At 43.6% G+C, this 14479-nt stretch carries 15 protein-coding genes; all 15 read left to right on the top strand.

What is annotated here, in order from left to right; translation table 11 throughout:
* Position 1 precedes the first annotated feature (1 nt).
* The 15 genes from LQ216_RS11950 (at position 2) to LQ216_RS11880 (ending at position 14299) form a co-directional block, all read left to right on the top strand.
* Positions 2–637 (top strand): chemotaxis protein CheC, encoded by a 636-nt coding sequence (locus tag LQ216_RS11950; protein ID WP_230129520.1) that lies wholly within the window; start codon positions 2–4, stop codon positions 635–637.
* Entirely contained in the window at positions 634–1131 is a 498-nt protein-coding gene (locus LQ216_RS11945) for a chemotaxis protein CheD (protein ID WP_230129519.1), read from the top strand. The genes LQ216_RS11950 and LQ216_RS11945 overlap by 4 nt, the downstream gene beginning before the upstream one ends.
* Before the next feature lie 47 nt (positions 1132–1178).
* Positions 1179–1952, top strand: coding sequence for a FliA/WhiG family RNA polymerase sigma factor (locus LQ216_RS11940; RefSeq protein WP_230129518.1), 774 nt, complete (start codon positions 1179–1181; stop codon positions 1950–1952).
* Positions 1953–1970: 18 nt separating this feature from the next.
* Complete coding sequence (locus LQ216_RS11935; RefSeq protein WP_230129517.1) at positions 1971–3323, top strand: FapA family protein; 1353 nt, start codon at positions 1971–1973, stop codon at positions 3321–3323.
* Between the two features lie 15 nt (positions 3324–3338).
* Entirely contained in the window at positions 3339–3653 is a 315-nt protein-coding gene (locus tag LQ216_RS11930) for a hypothetical protein (protein WP_230129516.1), read from the top strand.
* A 10-nt stretch (positions 3654–3663) separates the two neighbouring features.
* Positions 3664–4341 (top strand): hypothetical protein, encoded by a 678-nt coding sequence (locus LQ216_RS11925; protein WP_230129515.1) that lies wholly within the window; start codon positions 3664–3666, stop codon positions 4339–4341.
* A 158-nt stretch (positions 4342–4499) separates the two neighbouring features.
* The gene (gene rpsB, locus LQ216_RS11920; RefSeq protein WP_230129514.1) at positions 4500–5240 is read left to right on the top strand and encodes a 30S ribosomal protein S2; all 741 of its coding nucleotides are present in this window, start codon (positions 4500–4502) and stop codon (positions 5238–5240) included.
* Between the two features lie 487 nt (positions 5241–5727).
* On the top strand, positions 5728–6612 hold the full coding sequence (tsf, locus tag LQ216_RS11915) for a translation elongation factor Ts (protein ID WP_230129513.1): 885 nt from the start codon (positions 5728–5730) through the stop codon (positions 6610–6612).
* A gap of 96 nt (positions 6613–6708) precedes the next feature.
* Positions 6709–7428, top strand: coding sequence for a UMP kinase (gene pyrH / locus LQ216_RS11910; protein WP_230129512.1), 720 nt, complete (start codon positions 6709–6711; stop codon positions 7426–7428).
* Positions 7429–7430: 2 nt separating this feature from the next.
* Positions 7431–7988, top strand: a complete 558-nt coding sequence (gene frr / locus LQ216_RS11905; protein WP_230129511.1) for a ribosome recycling factor — start codon at positions 7431–7433, stop codon at positions 7986–7988.
* 353 nt (positions 7989–8341) lie between these two features.
* Entirely contained in the window at positions 8342–9115 is a 774-nt protein-coding gene (locus LQ216_RS11900; protein ID WP_290369267.1) for an isoprenyl transferase, read from the top strand.
* Between the two features lie 25 nt (positions 9116–9140).
* On the top strand, positions 9141–9932 hold the full coding sequence (locus LQ216_RS11895) for a phosphatidate cytidylyltransferase (protein ID WP_230129510.1): 792 nt from the start codon (positions 9141–9143) through the stop codon (positions 9930–9932).
* 127 nt (positions 9933–10059) lie between these two features.
* A complete protein-coding gene (locus LQ216_RS11890; RefSeq protein WP_230129509.1) occupies positions 10060–11211 on the top strand; it encodes a 1-deoxy-D-xylulose-5-phosphate reductoisomerase in 1152 nt (383 codons plus the stop codon).
* Positions 11212–11232: 21 nt separating this feature from the next.
* Positions 11233–12492 (top strand): RIP metalloprotease RseP, encoded by a 1260-nt coding sequence (rseP, locus tag LQ216_RS11885; RefSeq protein WP_230129603.1) that lies wholly within the window; start codon positions 11233–11235, stop codon positions 12490–12492.
* Between the two features lie 100 nt (positions 12493–12592).
* Positions 12593–14299, top strand: coding sequence for a proline--tRNA ligase (locus tag LQ216_RS11880; protein WP_230129508.1), 1707 nt, complete (start codon positions 12593–12595; stop codon positions 14297–14299).
* Positions 14300–14479: the final 180 nt, after the last annotated feature.

Genomic DNA, 14479 nt, shown 5'->3' with positions numbered 1-14479 from the left:
CATGTCGTTCACCGAAAAAATCTCAGCTGTCCATCTTGATATTTTAAAGGAAATCGGAAATATTGGGGCCGGCAATGCGGCTACGGCGCTATCCAAACTGTTGTCTAAAAAGATTGATATGAAAGTGCCGAGTGTGCGGATCGTATCCTTCGATGAAATGATGGAGTTGGCGGGCGGTGCGGAAACGATTGTATTGAGCGTTTTCCTCAGAATTGAAGGAGATGCTCCGGGAAATATCCTTTTTGTTCTGTCCCCCCATCAGGCTAAGTACTTTATACACCAAATGACGGATGAAAAAGATTTTTCCTTTGAGATGCCACCGTTTTCAGAGCTGTCCATGTCTGCGCTTAAGGAACTTGGAAATATCCTGTCCGGGTCCTATCTCTCAGCTTTATCTGACTTTACCGGACTTCATCTATATCCGTCTGTACCAGCTCTAAGCTACGACATGGCAGGCGCAACAATCAGCTACGGCTTACTGGAACTTTCACAGGTAAGTGATTATGCGATTGTCATTGATACGGCACTTTCCGAGGTTGGACAAGATACAAACAGTGTCAACGGACATTTTTTCCTGCTGCCGGATCCAGAGTCGTTTGAAACGATCTTTGCCTCTTTAGGAGTTAACTCAGGATGACTGATTTAATGAACATCGTCAAAGTCGGTATTGCTGATATGAACATAGTCCGGGCGCCTGACACGATCAGGACTTCGGGACTCGGCTCATGTGTGGGGGTTGTGGTTTTCGATCAAATGAAAGAGATAGCTGGCATGGCTCATATTATGCTTCCGGATTCCACCCTTTCAAAGGGCAGCCCAATGAATCTAGCGAAATATGCAGACACCGCACTCTATGAATTGGTTAACCTACTGGTAAATAAAGGGGCAAGGCTATCATCGATGCAGGCAAAAATGGCTGGGGGCGCCCAGATGTTTCAGTTTTCAAACGGAAGCGATCTGATGAGGATCGGGCCGCGCAATGTAGAGGCGGTGCGCACTACCCTCGACGAACTGCGGATTCAAATTGTATCGGAAGATGTTGGGGGAAACAGCGGAAGAACAATCGAGTTCAATCCAAAAACAAATATGTTGAATATCAGAACGGTTAATAAAAGCGTTATAGATATATAATATTCGGTCTCATAGAAAAGTATTTTCCGCAAGCTAGGAGGTAACCCATGTCTCAACTGACTACTGGAGAAGAGCAGCTGCATTGGAAGAATTGGATTGACTGCCGTGATCCCGGGGCAGGGGACATTTTGGTGAAAAAATATATGCCCCTCGTTTCCTATCATGTCCAAAGAATATCTGTTAACCTGCCCAAGAATGTAAACCGCGATGATATCAGAAGTCTCGGGATGATGGGATTATTCGATGCATTGGAAAGATTTGATCCGAAACGGGATTTAAAGTTCGATACATATGCATCATTCCGTATTCGTGGGGCCATCCTTGATGGCTTGAGAAAAGAGGATTGGCTGCCGCGCAGCGCCCGGGAAAAAGCAAAAAAAATAGAAGCGGCCATTGAAGAACTTGAACAAAAGCATATGCGAAACGTAACACCCGGGGAAATTGCTGAATTCCTGCATATATCGGAAGATGAAGTGTATTCAGCTTTGAATGAAAACTTTTTTGCGAATGTCCTTTCCATGGACGAGTCTCCACAGGAAAAGGAAGATAAAGAAGGAACGAACTTCCATGTTAAGGACGAGAGGGCTCTTCTTCCGGAGGATAGCCTCATGAAGGAAGAATTATATGAAGAATTGTCCCGGGTCATTGAAACCTTAAATGAAAAAGAGCAGTTGGTACTTCAGTTATTTTACAAAGAAGAATTGACATTAACAGAAATTGGCCAGGTAATGAGTTTATCAACATCGAGAATATCCCAGATTCATTCTAGAGCCATTTTTAAGTTACGAACCACTTTGCAGGTGCAAAATATTAAAGAATAAATTGGGATGGTGTTTACGATGAATCGCCTCTTTGATATCAATGTATCCAAAAATCGGTTGTCTGCTACCTTGACGATAAATCCTGATGTAACAGACGACACTGCCTGGGATCAAGACACACTGCTGGGCCTCCTTAAGGAAAGGAAAATCGTGTTTGGCTATAAAAACGGTGTGATTCAACAAATTTGCGAAAATCCATATAGCGTGGAGTATCCGGTAACAGTAGCGGAAGGAATCCCCCCGCTAAATGGGGAGGACGCTTATTTGCAGAATGAAATCCATGAAGAACAAAAGAATGCTAGTGGTGAAAAGTTTGATTTTCGCAATATACTGACCATTCCTTCGGTGAAAGATGGCCAATTGCTGGCCAGCATCAGCTCTCCCACTCCGGGAACTACCGGAAAAGATGTCTACGGGAATATACTTCCTGCCCGGGATGGTCGCCAGCTAAGATTGAAACCAGGAAAAAACATTTTGTTTCAAAATGATCAATTTTTTGCGACAACGGATGGTCAAATCAGTGTCACCTCTAATTCAATCAATGTATTTCCTAACTTCGAGGTCAAAGGCGATATCGATATGAAAACAGGAAACGTTGATTTTATCGGTAACGTCACGATTCACGGCAATGTTCCGCCAGGTTATCAGATCAAAGCGGGTGGCGATATTCGGATATATGGAATTGTCGAAGCATCGGTTATTGAGGCTGGTGGTTCCATTCATATAAGAGGTGGTATTGCTGGGCAGTTAAAAGGAAGCGTCAAGGCAGGAGTCAACCTAAATACACGTTATCTGAACCAGGCAAATGTGGAAGCCGGAAATGATATTGTAACAGAGACCTTTATTATGAACAGCTCAGTTACGGCAGGCAGGAGAATCAAAGGCGAAAATATTATCGGCGGGAAGCTTTCCGCTGGTGAAGTAATCGAAGTGGGTGAAATCGGCAATCAACATTTCGCACGGGCTGATTTATTTATTGGTAGCTTTGCGGAAAACGTTGAAAAAGAACGTCAGGTACAGGGCGAGATATTCAAATTGAAAGACTCCCTAAAAAAACTTGAAGCGCTAAAAGAAAAACTGAAGATGGTATTGGCAGCAAAGGGCAATGCGGAAGGCAAAGAACAAGAAATGCTGCAAAGGCAGCAAGCAACGTATTTTGCGCTTAAAAGCCAGCTTGATAACCTGGAATTGGAATTGGCTGAGCTTCATGAAAAAGATAATCCTGGTACCCATTCCTATTTAAAGGTGAAGGGGCAACTGTATCCAAACAACCAAATCCATTTTTCTAAATATTCGAAGTTAATTCACAACCCAATATCCTCTGTAAAGATCTTCCTGAATCAAGGTGAAATTACTTCAATTCCACTGTAAAGGCAGGAGTTTCCTATGAGTTTAAAAGCGATAGAGCTGCAAGTCGCGCTGCCTCGAACGCATGATGCCGGCAAGATCCAAGAGCAATGGCAACAGAAGGATCAACTTGCCCACCATCATGCTGCTAATGAGGTTCACAAAGATGATGAAAAGAAAAGAACAGCAGTCATAAAGCAAGAACAAAAAGAAAAACTGTCATTACATAAGGATGGCGAGGGTGCCGGTCAAGAAGGAAACCAGCGGCAACCTAGAAAGAAAAAAACAATGGATGCAAGACAAAAAAAATATCAACATCCTTATAAAGGAATAAGCATAGACTATTCCGGATAAGAGGTCTAATATGAATGCATTTATCATCTTTATCCTTTTTTTATTGAATATCCTCACGATCTTTGCTGTCATTATCCTATTTCTACGCCAAAATCGTTTGATGGCGGCTGAAAGAAACCAAAAAGAAACAATGGCTGAAATCGAGGAATTAATGAGCGCTTTCGTAATGGAAATGAAAGAAGAAAATGAATTGCTCCTCGAGAAACTTCACAGGCCTGATCTTAAGGAAAAACAGGCGGCAAATAACGAAACCGCGACCCATGCTACGTTTAGACCATCAGCCACTACAGAGCAGTTGCCATCTTCCACACCCCCTGCAACTGAAAAATTAAATCCTCAAGCGTTGGGGAAAGTTTCTAAGAACGCGGCAGTTTTAGCATACAAAAACCAGAAACCTCTTGCCGAAACAGAAAAATCGACAGGGTATGAACCTGCCGGCTTAACCGAAAGGCCAGACATGATTGACATCACTGCCCATGGTGACAGTCCAGGTCAATCAGAGCTTATGGAAGAAACACGTAAAAGCAATTTCAAGGAAACTCTGAATAAATCTGTAAACAACAGTTCTCAATCGCTACCTCAGGACATTTTTGAGATGTATGATCAAGGCTTGACAACAGAAGAGATTGCCAAAAAGTTAAACAGAGGGAAAACTGAAATCGAGCTTTTATTAAAATTCCGGATTTAAGTGTTGGAAATTGCTTGATTGTAACACCTGTATATGCTATATTATTTCATGGTGTTATTACACACGTTTCGTAATTCAGGCAGATGGTGCTGTTTTTACAGTTTCTGTTTGAAAATGATCGGGACGGAGGCTAAACAAACCAATTAGGAGGAAACAAAATGTCAGTAATTTCTATGAAGCAATTGCTTGAAGCTGGTGTGCATTTCGGACACCAAACCCGCCGTTGGAACCCAAAAATGAAGAAGTACATCTTCACTGAGCGTAACGGCATCTATATCATCGACCTTCAAAAGACTGTGAAAAAGGTTGAAGAAGCTTACAAATTCGTTAAAGAAGTGGCTGCTAACGGAGGAACTGTCCTTTTCGTTGGTACGAAAAAACAAGCGCAGGAGTCTGTTAGAGATGAAGCGATCCGTTCTGGTATGTACTATGTAAACCAACGCTGGTTAGGTGGAACTTTAACAAACTTTGAAACCATCCAAAAGCGTATCACCCGTCTTAAAGAAATCGAGAAGATGGAAGAAAACGGCACATTTGAAGTGCTTCCTAAAAAAGAAGTCATTCAACTTAAAAAAGAATTAGAACGCCTTGAAAAATTCTTGGGCGGCATTAAAAATATGAAGGGTCTTCCAGACGCAATATTTGTGATTGACCCTCGCAAAGAGCGCATCGCGGTAGCAGAAGCTCACAAATTAAACATCCCGCTAGTAGGAATCGTCGACACAAACTGTGATCCAGACGAAATCGATGTAATCATTCCTGCAAACGATGACGCAATCCGTGCTGTTAAATTATTAACAGGCAAAATGGCTGACGCTATCTTGGAAGCTAAGCAAGGCGAAGAAACAGCTGCTGTTGAAATGGAAGCTGAGACAGAAACAGAAACAACGACTGCTTAATTAGCAAAAAGGTGATAAGAGGATAAGGCCTTTTATCACCTTTTTTTGGCGGATGGGAAAGTATAAACTTTCCTTATCTGCATAAGTGCAACTACGCCTTTGGCTTACCTTAAAAGGTTTGCCAACCGGCGAGTTTTCTTTAAAAGATAAGAAAAAGTATAAAATTTTCAACATGTATGGATGTCTAGCGTAAGCAGCCCAGCCCCGACGCACAGGACGTGACGGATTTTAGCTGAGGGTCCTTACTGGGCCCTCCTACGGGTGCGTCTTTTATGCTTGTCGGACTTGCCCAGGATGGGCTGGCGTCGACGTAAGACATAACGATGTGGCAGGTATTAGTCGACGTTCATTACTTGCAGGGCGCTTGCGCTTTTCTTAGCATGTAACGGATATTTCAGGAGATTTCCTGTAAATTGGGCTTAGATTCTGCCAATGTGTGAAAGATTATAATTATATAAGCTACATAACTATGAGGAGGATTTAAAAGATGGCAATTACTGCACAAATGGTAAAAGAACTGCGTGAAAAAACGGGTGCCGGCATGATGGATTGCAAAAAGGCACTTACAGAAACTGATGGCGATATGGAAAAAGCGATTGACTACCTTCGTGAAAAAGGAATCGCGAAAGCTGCCAAAAAAGCTGACCGCGTTGCAGCTGAAGGTTCAGCTTATATCCTTGTTGAAGGAAACGAAGCGGTTATTCTTGAAGTAAACTCTGAAACAGATTTCGTTGCTAAGAACGAAGGCTTCCAACTGTTAGTTAAGGAACTTGCTGCCCACTTGTTGGCTAAAAAACCTGCTTCTGCTGAAGAAGCTCTGCAACAGACGATGGATAATGGTACAAAGGTTGAAGAATATATCAACGCTGCTATTTCTAAAATTGGTGAAAAGTTAACGCTTCGCCGCTTTGAAGTATTGACTAAAGGTGACAGCGACGCATTTGGCGCTTATCTTCATATGGGTGGAAGAATTGGCGTATTGACAGTTCTTGAAGGAACAACGGATGCAGATGCTGCTAAAGATGTTTCCATGCATATCGCGGCAATAAAGCCGAAATACGTTTCCCGCGACCAAGTTTCTTCTGATGAGATCGAGCGTGAGCGTGAAGTCCTTACTCAACAGGCGTTGAATGAAGGCAAGCCTGAAAAGATCGTCGCGAAAATGGTAGAAGGCCGGATTGGAAAATTTTATGAAGAGATCTGCGTAGTTGACCAGTCTTTCGTTAAAAATCCTGATCAAAAAGTCGGAGAGTTCGTAAAATCCAAAGGCGCTACAATCAAGAATTTTGTAAGATTTGAAGTTGGAGAAGGCATCGAAAAACGTCAGGATAACTTCGCAGAAGAAGTGATGAGCCAGGTTAATAAAAACTAATTGATACAGGCAATCACCTGATTAGTATTAATAGGGAACACAATCTGTGTTCCCTATTTTTTAAAAGATCAAAAAGATTACATAGTGGAGGTTCTCATGAGCGCGATATATAAACGGGTCGTATTAAAGCTAAGCGGTGAAGCGTTAGCCGGTGCCGAAGGATTTGGCATCAACCCTTCTGTAATTAAATCGATAGCTGAACAAGTTAAAGAGGTTGCCGAGCTAGATGTGGAAGTGGCTGTGGTAGTGGGAGGCGGAAATATCTGGCGCGGAAAAATCGGAAGTGAAATGGGGATGGACCGCGCCAATGCGGACTACATGGGCATGCTTGCGACGGTGATGAATTCCCTTGCTCTGCAGGACAGCTTGGAACAGCTTGGAATTGAGACGCGCGTTCAGAGTTCAATCGATATGAGACAAGTAGCAGAACCATATATCAGACGCCGCGCGATCAGACATCTAGAAAAAAAACGTGTGGTGATTTTTGCTGCCGGAACTGGGAATCCTTACTTTTCGACGGATACGACAGCCGCACTAAGAGCTGCCGAAATCGAAGCGGATGTGATCCTGATGGCCAAGAACAACGTGGACGGAGTGTACAGTGCTGATCCGTCAAAGGATAAGAACGCAAAGAAATATGACGAGCTTTCCTATCTTGATGTTTTAAAAGAAGGTCTGGAAGTCATGGATTCAACCGCTTCTTCGCTTTGTATGGATAATGATATCCCGTTGATTGTCTTTTCTATCATGGAAAAAGGAAACATTAAACGAGCCGTTTCAGGCGAAAAGCTTGGAACGATTGTAAGGGGGAAATAATCATGCCAAAAACTGTTATATCAAATGCGAAAGATAGAATGGACAAAGCAATTGGCGCTTATACCCGTGAGTTAGCCAGCATTCGTGCAGGAAGAGCCAATGCATCGTTGCTGGATAAAATATCTGTGGATTATTACGGCGCTCCAACACCGATTAACCAGTTAGCGGGAGTTTCGGTTCCGGAAGCCCGGTTACTCGTGATCCAGCCGTATGACAAAACGATTTTAGGTGATATTGAAAAAGCGATTTTGAAATCCGACTTAGGCTTGAATCCTTCAAGTGACGGTTCCATTATCCGGATTGCGATCCCGGCCTTAACAGAAGAGCGCCGGAAAGAATTGGTGAAGGTCGTCAAAAAAGAATCGGAAGAAGCGAAAGTTGCCATCCGCAACGTCCGCCGCGATGCTAATGACGATTTGAAAAAGCTCGAGAAAAACAGTGAGATTACTGAGGATGACCAGCGCGGCTACTCGGATGATATTCAAAAAATAACAGACAGTTACATCAGCAAAATCGACGACATTACCAAAGAAAAAGAAAAAGAAATATTGGATATATAAATCTCCGGTCAATCTGATTATTTCAGGCCAAATCGCGGGTAAGGTTGACGAAAAGGGCCGGCCAAAAGTGTAGATGCTCTCAGGTTTTGTAACGAGTCCAAGCCGATAAAAATCATTGCTGGTTTTTATCTGGACTCAAAAAACATCGCCTGTACATCCATGCTTTGGCCTGCTTTTTTTATTCTTTTTAAAGGCTTTAATCTTCTATAATAGCTTGGCTTTTCATAATAATATAGGAGAAGTGCGGATTTTTTGATATTATAGAATAGGTTCTCTTTCAATATTCATCTACATAAAGCAAGGAATTGATTCGTTAGGTATAGAGTACAACCTACCTATTGGGGGACAAACGTATGTATTCATTTTGGAAGCGTCTGTTTAGAAAAGCTGCTTCTCCGGATGTGACTAATAGAATGAAGTATGTGGAGGATAGTGAAGTTCCTCGGCATATCGCGATTATCATGGACGGCAACGGACGCTGGGCGAAGAAAAGGGCTCTTCCGCGTGTCGCTGGCCATCATGAGGGGATGAAGGTTGTCCGGAAGATAACAAGGCTGGCCAATGAACTGGGTGTAGGGACTCTTACCGTGTATGCTTTTTCTACAGAAAATTGGAAACGGCCTAAAAGCGAAGTGGAATATTTGATGAAATTGCCCCAGGAATTCCTTGGGACTTTTCTGCCTGAGCTTGTGGCGGAAAATGTACAGGTGAAAATGATAGGGGACAGGACAGCCTTGCCTGATCATACTCGCAAGGCAGTGGATAAAGCAATGGAGGACACAAAGGCTAATGATGGAATGATCCTGAATTTTGCGCTTAACTATGGAAGCCGGGCTGAAATCATTACGGCCGTTAACAAGGTAGTATCCGACACTAAAAATGGTATAATAGGGGAAAATATAACCGAGGAGTTATTTTCTAATTATTTAATGACTAGTCAAATAGCCGATCCCGATTTGCTTATCCGTACAAGCGGGGAAATGAGGTTGAGCAATTTCATGCTTTGGCAGGTGGCCTATTCCGAATTTTGGTTTACTGATGTCCTTTGGCCTGATTTCAGCGAAGAACATTTATTGGAAGCCATCGAAGCTTATCAGAACCGATCAAGAAGATACGGTGGTGTCTAGTTAAGAAGGCGAGGATAATTTACTAATGAAAGAACGTATCATAACTGCAATAATAGCAGCGGCTATATTTTTGCCGATCGTCACTTTAGGCGGGCTGCCATTTCTGATTTTGGTTTATGTGATGGCTACAATTGGGTTATTTGAATTAATCAGAATGAAAAAGAGCGCTTTATTTTCTTTTGCATCAATTTTATCATTCATTTTGCTTTGGTTGCTTCTCTTACCTGGGGAGTATGACGGTTTTTTGGAGAGAATCGCTTACGACAAAACACATCTGGTGCTGTGGGGTGTCATTTTATATTTAATCAGTACTGTCATCACGAAAAACAAATTTACATTTGACGATGCTGGATTTTTGTTACTTTCCGTTCTTTACGTAGGAATGGGCTTCTTTTATATGTATGAAACACGTGAAGTGGGTCTTGTCTATATATTCTTTTGCCTGTTTACGATATGGGCAACCGACTCCGGAGCTTATTTTGTCGGACGATCTCTCGGTAAAAGGAAGCTTTGGCCTGAAATCAGCCCGAATAAAACAGTTGAAGGCTTTTTGGGAGGCATTGCAAGCGCCGTAATTGTCGGGCTGCTGTTCCACCTGCTTGGCAACATCGATCTCACTTTCTTTAGGCTGATGTTTGTAAGCATCGTGATTGCTATTTTCGGGCAATTAGGGGATCTTGTTCAATCAGCTTACAAAAGACATTATGGTGTAAAGGATGCCGGTAAACTTTTACCGGGCCATGGCGGAATTTTAGACAGGCTCGACAGCTTGATTTTTATTTTGCCGATCCTACATTTCTTGCATTTGATTGCATGATAAGTAAGAATGAAGTATTACTTGCCGAGGACGGGCGGGCATCGACGTAAGACATAACGACGTGGGGTTCTTAGTCGTTCTTCCATACTTGAGGGCGCTTCCGCTTTTCTGATAGGAGTTGACAAAGTTGAAATATATTAGCCTGTTGGGCGCTACCGGTTCTATCGGCCGGCAGACTGTGGATGTGGTAAGGGAGCATCCCGGTCAGTTCAAAATCGTGGCCATGTCCGCGGGGAAAAACATCGAGCGAATAAGACAGTACATCGAGGAGTTCCAGCCAGAGCTGGTTTCCATGCAAACGCGGGACGATTATGAAACATTAAAAAATGAATATTTTTCAAAAGACATCAGATTTACTTACGGTGATGAAGGACTTATGGAAGCGGCGGTGTATGATAAGGCAGACATTCTCGTTAATGCGGTGATTGGCAGTATTGGCCTGAATCCGACGCTCCAGGCAATAAAGGCTAAAAAAGATATCGCGATTGCCAATAAGGAGACCCTTGTAACGGCGGGTCATCTCGTTACAGAAGAAGCCAAGAACGCAGGAGTAAGGCTATTGCCGGTGGACAGCGAGCACTCTGCTATTTTCCAGGCGCTTCAGGGTGAGCAGGAAAAGAATATGGAACGGCTGATCATCACGGCATCGGGAGGCAGCTTCAGGGATCGTACCAGGGATGAATTGAAGGATGTTTCCGTTGAAGAAGCTTTGAATCATCCGAATTGGTCGATGGGAGCGAAGATAACGATTGATTCTGCATCCATGATGAATAAAGGGCTCGAAGTGATAGAAGCCCACTGGCTATTTGGACTGCCATATGAAAAGATTGATGTGCTACTCCATAAGGAGAGCATCATACATTCAATGGTTGAATTCCACGACTCAAGCGTAATGGCACAGCTTGGGACTCCCGATATGAGAGTACCTATCCAATATGCGCTGACTTATCCCGACCGTCTGCCTTTAACGGCATCAAATCGGCTTAATCTGGCCGAAGTCGGTAAGCTTCATTTTGCCGAAATGGATTTTAATAGGTTCCCCTGTTTGCAATATGCTTACGAAGCGGGGAAGACAGGCGGAACGATGCCGACTGTTTTAAATGCCGCGAATGAGGCTGCTGTTGCCGGATTCCTGGAAGGCAAAATTTCATTTTTGGAAATCGAGGCTTTAATCGAAAAAGCACTCACTAATCATACAGCCATTTCTGCCCCGGACTTACAGGTAATTCAAGAGATTGATTTGGAGACACGTCAATTTGTGACAACATTATTGAAATAGAGGTGATTAGCAGTGCAAACAGTGGAGACAGCGATTTCCTTCATCATTATTTTTGGAGCTTTGGTTTTTTTCCATGAACTTGGGCATCTCATATTCGCAAAACGCGCCGGGATATTATGCCGGGAATTTGCGATCGGCATGGGACCTAAGGTTTTTACGTTTAAAAAGAAAGAAACATTATATACAATCAGGTTACTCCCCATTGGTGGGTATGTCCGCATGGCCGGGGAAGATCCTGAAATGCTCGAAATTAAACCGGGATACCGTCTTGGACTAATCTTCAACAAGGACGGTGTAGTAGAAAAGCTGGTTTTGAACAATAAGGAAAAATATCCGGATATCCGGATCATTGAAGTGGAAAGCGCTGATTTAGAGCATGATCTGACAATTAAAGGATACGAGGAAGGCGAAGAGGAGACGTTAAAAACTTTCCCCATCCATCATGAAGCTGTTAGCGTTGAAGATGGCATCGAAACGCAAATAGCTCCTTATGATCGCCAGTTCGCTTCCAAATCATTGGGACACCGGACGATGACGATCTTTGCCGGTCCAATGATGAACTTTGTGCTCGCATTTGTGATTTTTTTGCTTGTTGGGCTATTCCAGGGGGTTGGCGTGGACGAGGCACGATTAGGAGAATTGACCGCTGACGGGGCAGCCGCTTCTTCTGGATTGAAGAAGGGGGATTATATCCAATCGATTGACGGCAATGAGGTTTCCTCGTGGCAGGATGTCACAGAAAGCATCCAAAAAAGTCCTGGCCAGGAAATTGAGTTTGTCGTGGAGCGGGATGGTCAAACATTGGAAATTCCCGTGACTCCCAAAGAGTTTACGGCAGATGGCAAGAAAATCGGACGGATCGGTGTGTACCAGCCGGTTGAAAAGTCGCCATTAAAAGCAGTGGAATATGGTTTTACACAAACCTATTTTGTCACAAAGCAGATTTTTATCATCCTTGGCCAGCTCGTGACCGGGCAATTTACGATTGACGCGTTATCAGGTCCTGTCGGCATTTATAATGCGACCGGGGAAGTGGCGAAATCCGGGTTTTTCTATCTGATGGGTTGGGCGGGTGCCTTAAGCATAAATCTTGGCATCATGAACCTGCTCCCGATACCGGCGCTTGACGGCGGTCGCCTGCTATTCTTCCTTTTCGAAGCGTTGAGAGGCAAGCCGATCGACCGGCAAAAAGAAGGACTCGTCCATTTCATTGGATTTGCGTTACTGATGTTGCTCATGATTGTTGTAACATGGAACGACATTCAACGCTTTTTTCTCTAATTGAACAGATGATCAACCAGAACAGCAGAGAATGGATATTCTCTGCTTGAGTTTTCTGCAGTTATAGTGTGAAAAACAGGATATAGAAGAGGTGCATAAGATGAAGCAAAGTATGACGCTGATCCCGACACTAAGGGAAGTTCCGGCTGATGCTGAAGTCAAAAGCCATCAGCTTTTATTAAGAGCGGGATTTATGAGGCAAAATTCAAGCGGGGTATACAGCTTTATGCCGCTTGGAAAAAAAGTACTGCAAAAAATTGAAGCGGTTGTCCGGGAAGAAATGGATGATGCCGGTGCAGTTGAACTGCTCATGCCTGCCCTTCAGCAAGCCGAGCTCTGGCAGGAATCAGGACGCTGGTATTCGTATGGTCCCGAATTAATGAGATTGAAGGATCGACATGATCGCGAGTTTGCCATGGGCCCGACACATGAGGAAGTCATCACAAGCCTTATCCGGGATGAAGTGAAATCGTATAAGCGGCTGCCTTTGGCCCTTTATCAAATCCAAACGAAATTTCGTGATGAAAAGCGCCCGCGTTTCGGACTACTGCGCGGCCGCGAATTTATTATGAAGGATGCTTACTCTTTTCATGCGAATCCTGAAAGCCTTGATGAAGTCTATCAAAAGCTGTTTACGGCTTATTCAAACATTTTCCGCCGCTGCGGCTTGAATTTCAGGGCGGTAATCGCCGATTCCGGGGCAATGGGTGGAAAAGACACGCATGAATTTATGGTATTATCCGACGTTGGCGAAGATACCATCGCCTATTCGGATTCCTCTGACTATGCGGCCAATATTGAAATGGCGCCGGTCCTGGCAACCTATCAAAAAAGCTCCGAAGCTGAAAAAGCACTGGAGAAGGTCCAAACCGTCGCAAAAAAATCAATCGAGGATGTTACTGCCTATTTGAAAGTTGAGGCAAAGGACTGCATCAAATCCCTTTTATTTAAAGTGGATGATAAATTTGTGCTGGTTTTAGTGCGGGGCGACCATGAAGTGAATGATATTAAAGTGAAAAACCACTTCGGCGCGACACTGGTTGAGCTGGCTGAGCCCGATGAAACAAAGGGAATTCTTGGCTGTACCATTGGATCACTTGGACCAATCGGTGTTTCGGCTGATGTTGAAATCATAGCCGATCACGCGATCGAAGCGGTTGTGAACGGTGTGTGCGGAGCGAATGAAGAAGATTATCATTATACCAATGTCAATCCTGCCCGTGATTTTAAAGAAGTAACATATACTGATCTGCGTTTTATTTTAGAAGGTGACCCGTCTCCCGATGGAAACGGAACGATCCAATTTGCCAAAGGCATTGAAGTTGGACATGTATTCAAGTTAGGCACAAGATACAGTGAAGCGATGAATGCGACTATCCTTGATGAAAACGGGCGCGCTCGTCCGATGATAATGGGCTGTTACGGAATCGGGGTATCCCGAACGCTTGCAGCTGTAGCGGAGCAATTCAATGACGAAAACGGTCTCCTCTGGCCTGAAAATCTAGCTCCTTATCAGGTCCATGTCATCCCGGTTAATATGAAGGACGAGTCGCAGGCTATTCTTGCCGAAGATTTGTATGCTTCTATCCGTAAGCAAGGCTACGAAGTGTTAATGGATGACCGGCAAGAGCGTCCTGGCGTGAAGTTTGCAGACTCGGATTTGATCGGTATTCCTATAAGAGTCACGGTCGGTAAAAAAGCCGGCGAAGGAATCGTCGAAGTCAAAATCCGTAAAACCGGTGAAGTTCATGAAGTACATCAATCTGAACTGGCCGGTAAGCTTAATGAATTTTTGAAATACGAATAGCAGCCAGTCTGCTCCCAATCAGCAAGAAGGTATCAGTCTCGAGGATGATGCCTCTTTCTTTTGGTAGATAGTTAGCTTGTACTTTTCTATCTTGGATACGGCAACTACGCCTAAAAAAGCTCGCCAATCGGTGAGTTTTCTTTATTGTTAAAGTGTATCTTTATTTAACTTTGAAAGATG

Origin of the sequence: Bacillus sp. CECT 9360 (assembly GCF_918741275.1) — a bacterium.
Lineage (GTDB): Bacteria > Bacillota > Bacilli > Bacillales > DSM-1321 > Peribacillus.
The sequence above is the reverse complement of the archived record's forward strand: the minus strand, read 5'-3'. Positions and strand labels throughout refer to the sequence as shown.

Bases quoted from the DNA above. Each gene is read 5' to 3' on its own strand.
- LQ216_RS11900 (WP_290369267.1), top strand. From the start codon at position 8,342: ATGTATTCATTTTGGAAGCGTCTGTTTAGAAAAGCTGCTTCTCCGGAT.
- frr (WP_230129511.1), top strand. From the start codon at position 7,431: ATGCCAAAAACTGTTATATCAAATGCGAAAGATAGAATGGACAAAGCA.
- tsf (WP_230129513.1), top strand. From the start codon at position 5,728: ATGGCAATTACTGCACAAATGGTAAAAGAACTGCGTGAAAAAACGGGT.
- LQ216_RS11950 (WP_230129520.1), top strand. From the start codon at position 2: ATGTCGTTCACCGAAAAAATCTCAGCTGTCCATCTTGATATTTTAAAG.
- rpsB (WP_230129514.1), top strand. From the start codon at position 4,500: ATGTCAGTAATTTCTATGAAGCAATTGCTTGAAGCTGGTGTGCATTTC.
- LQ216_RS11940 (WP_230129518.1), top strand. From the start codon at position 1,179: ATGTCTCAACTGACTACTGGAGAAGAGCAGCTGCATTGGAAGAATTGG.
- LQ216_RS11930 (WP_230129516.1), top strand. From the start codon at position 3,339: ATGAGTTTAAAAGCGATAGAGCTGCAAGTCGCGCTGCCTCGAACGCAT.
- pyrH (WP_230129512.1), top strand. From the start codon at position 6,709: ATGAGCGCGATATATAAACGGGTCGTATTAAAGCTAAGCGGTGAAGCG.
- LQ216_RS11935 (WP_230129517.1), top strand. From the start codon at position 1,971: ATGAATCGCCTCTTTGATATCAATGTATCCAAAAATCGGTTGTCTGCT.
- LQ216_RS11945 (WP_230129519.1), top strand. From the start codon at position 634: ATGACTGATTTAATGAACATCGTCAAAGTCGGTATTGCTGATATGAAC.
- LQ216_RS11925 (WP_230129515.1), top strand. From the start codon at position 3,664: ATGAATGCATTTATCATCTTTATCCTTTTTTTATTGAATATCCTCACG.
- LQ216_RS11895 (WP_230129510.1), top strand. From the start codon at position 9,141: ATGAAAGAACGTATCATAACTGCAATAATAGCAGCGGCTATATTTTTG.
- LQ216_RS11880 (WP_230129508.1), top strand. From the start codon at position 12,593: ATGAAGCAAAGTATGACGCTGATCCCGACACTAAGGGAAGTTCCGGCT.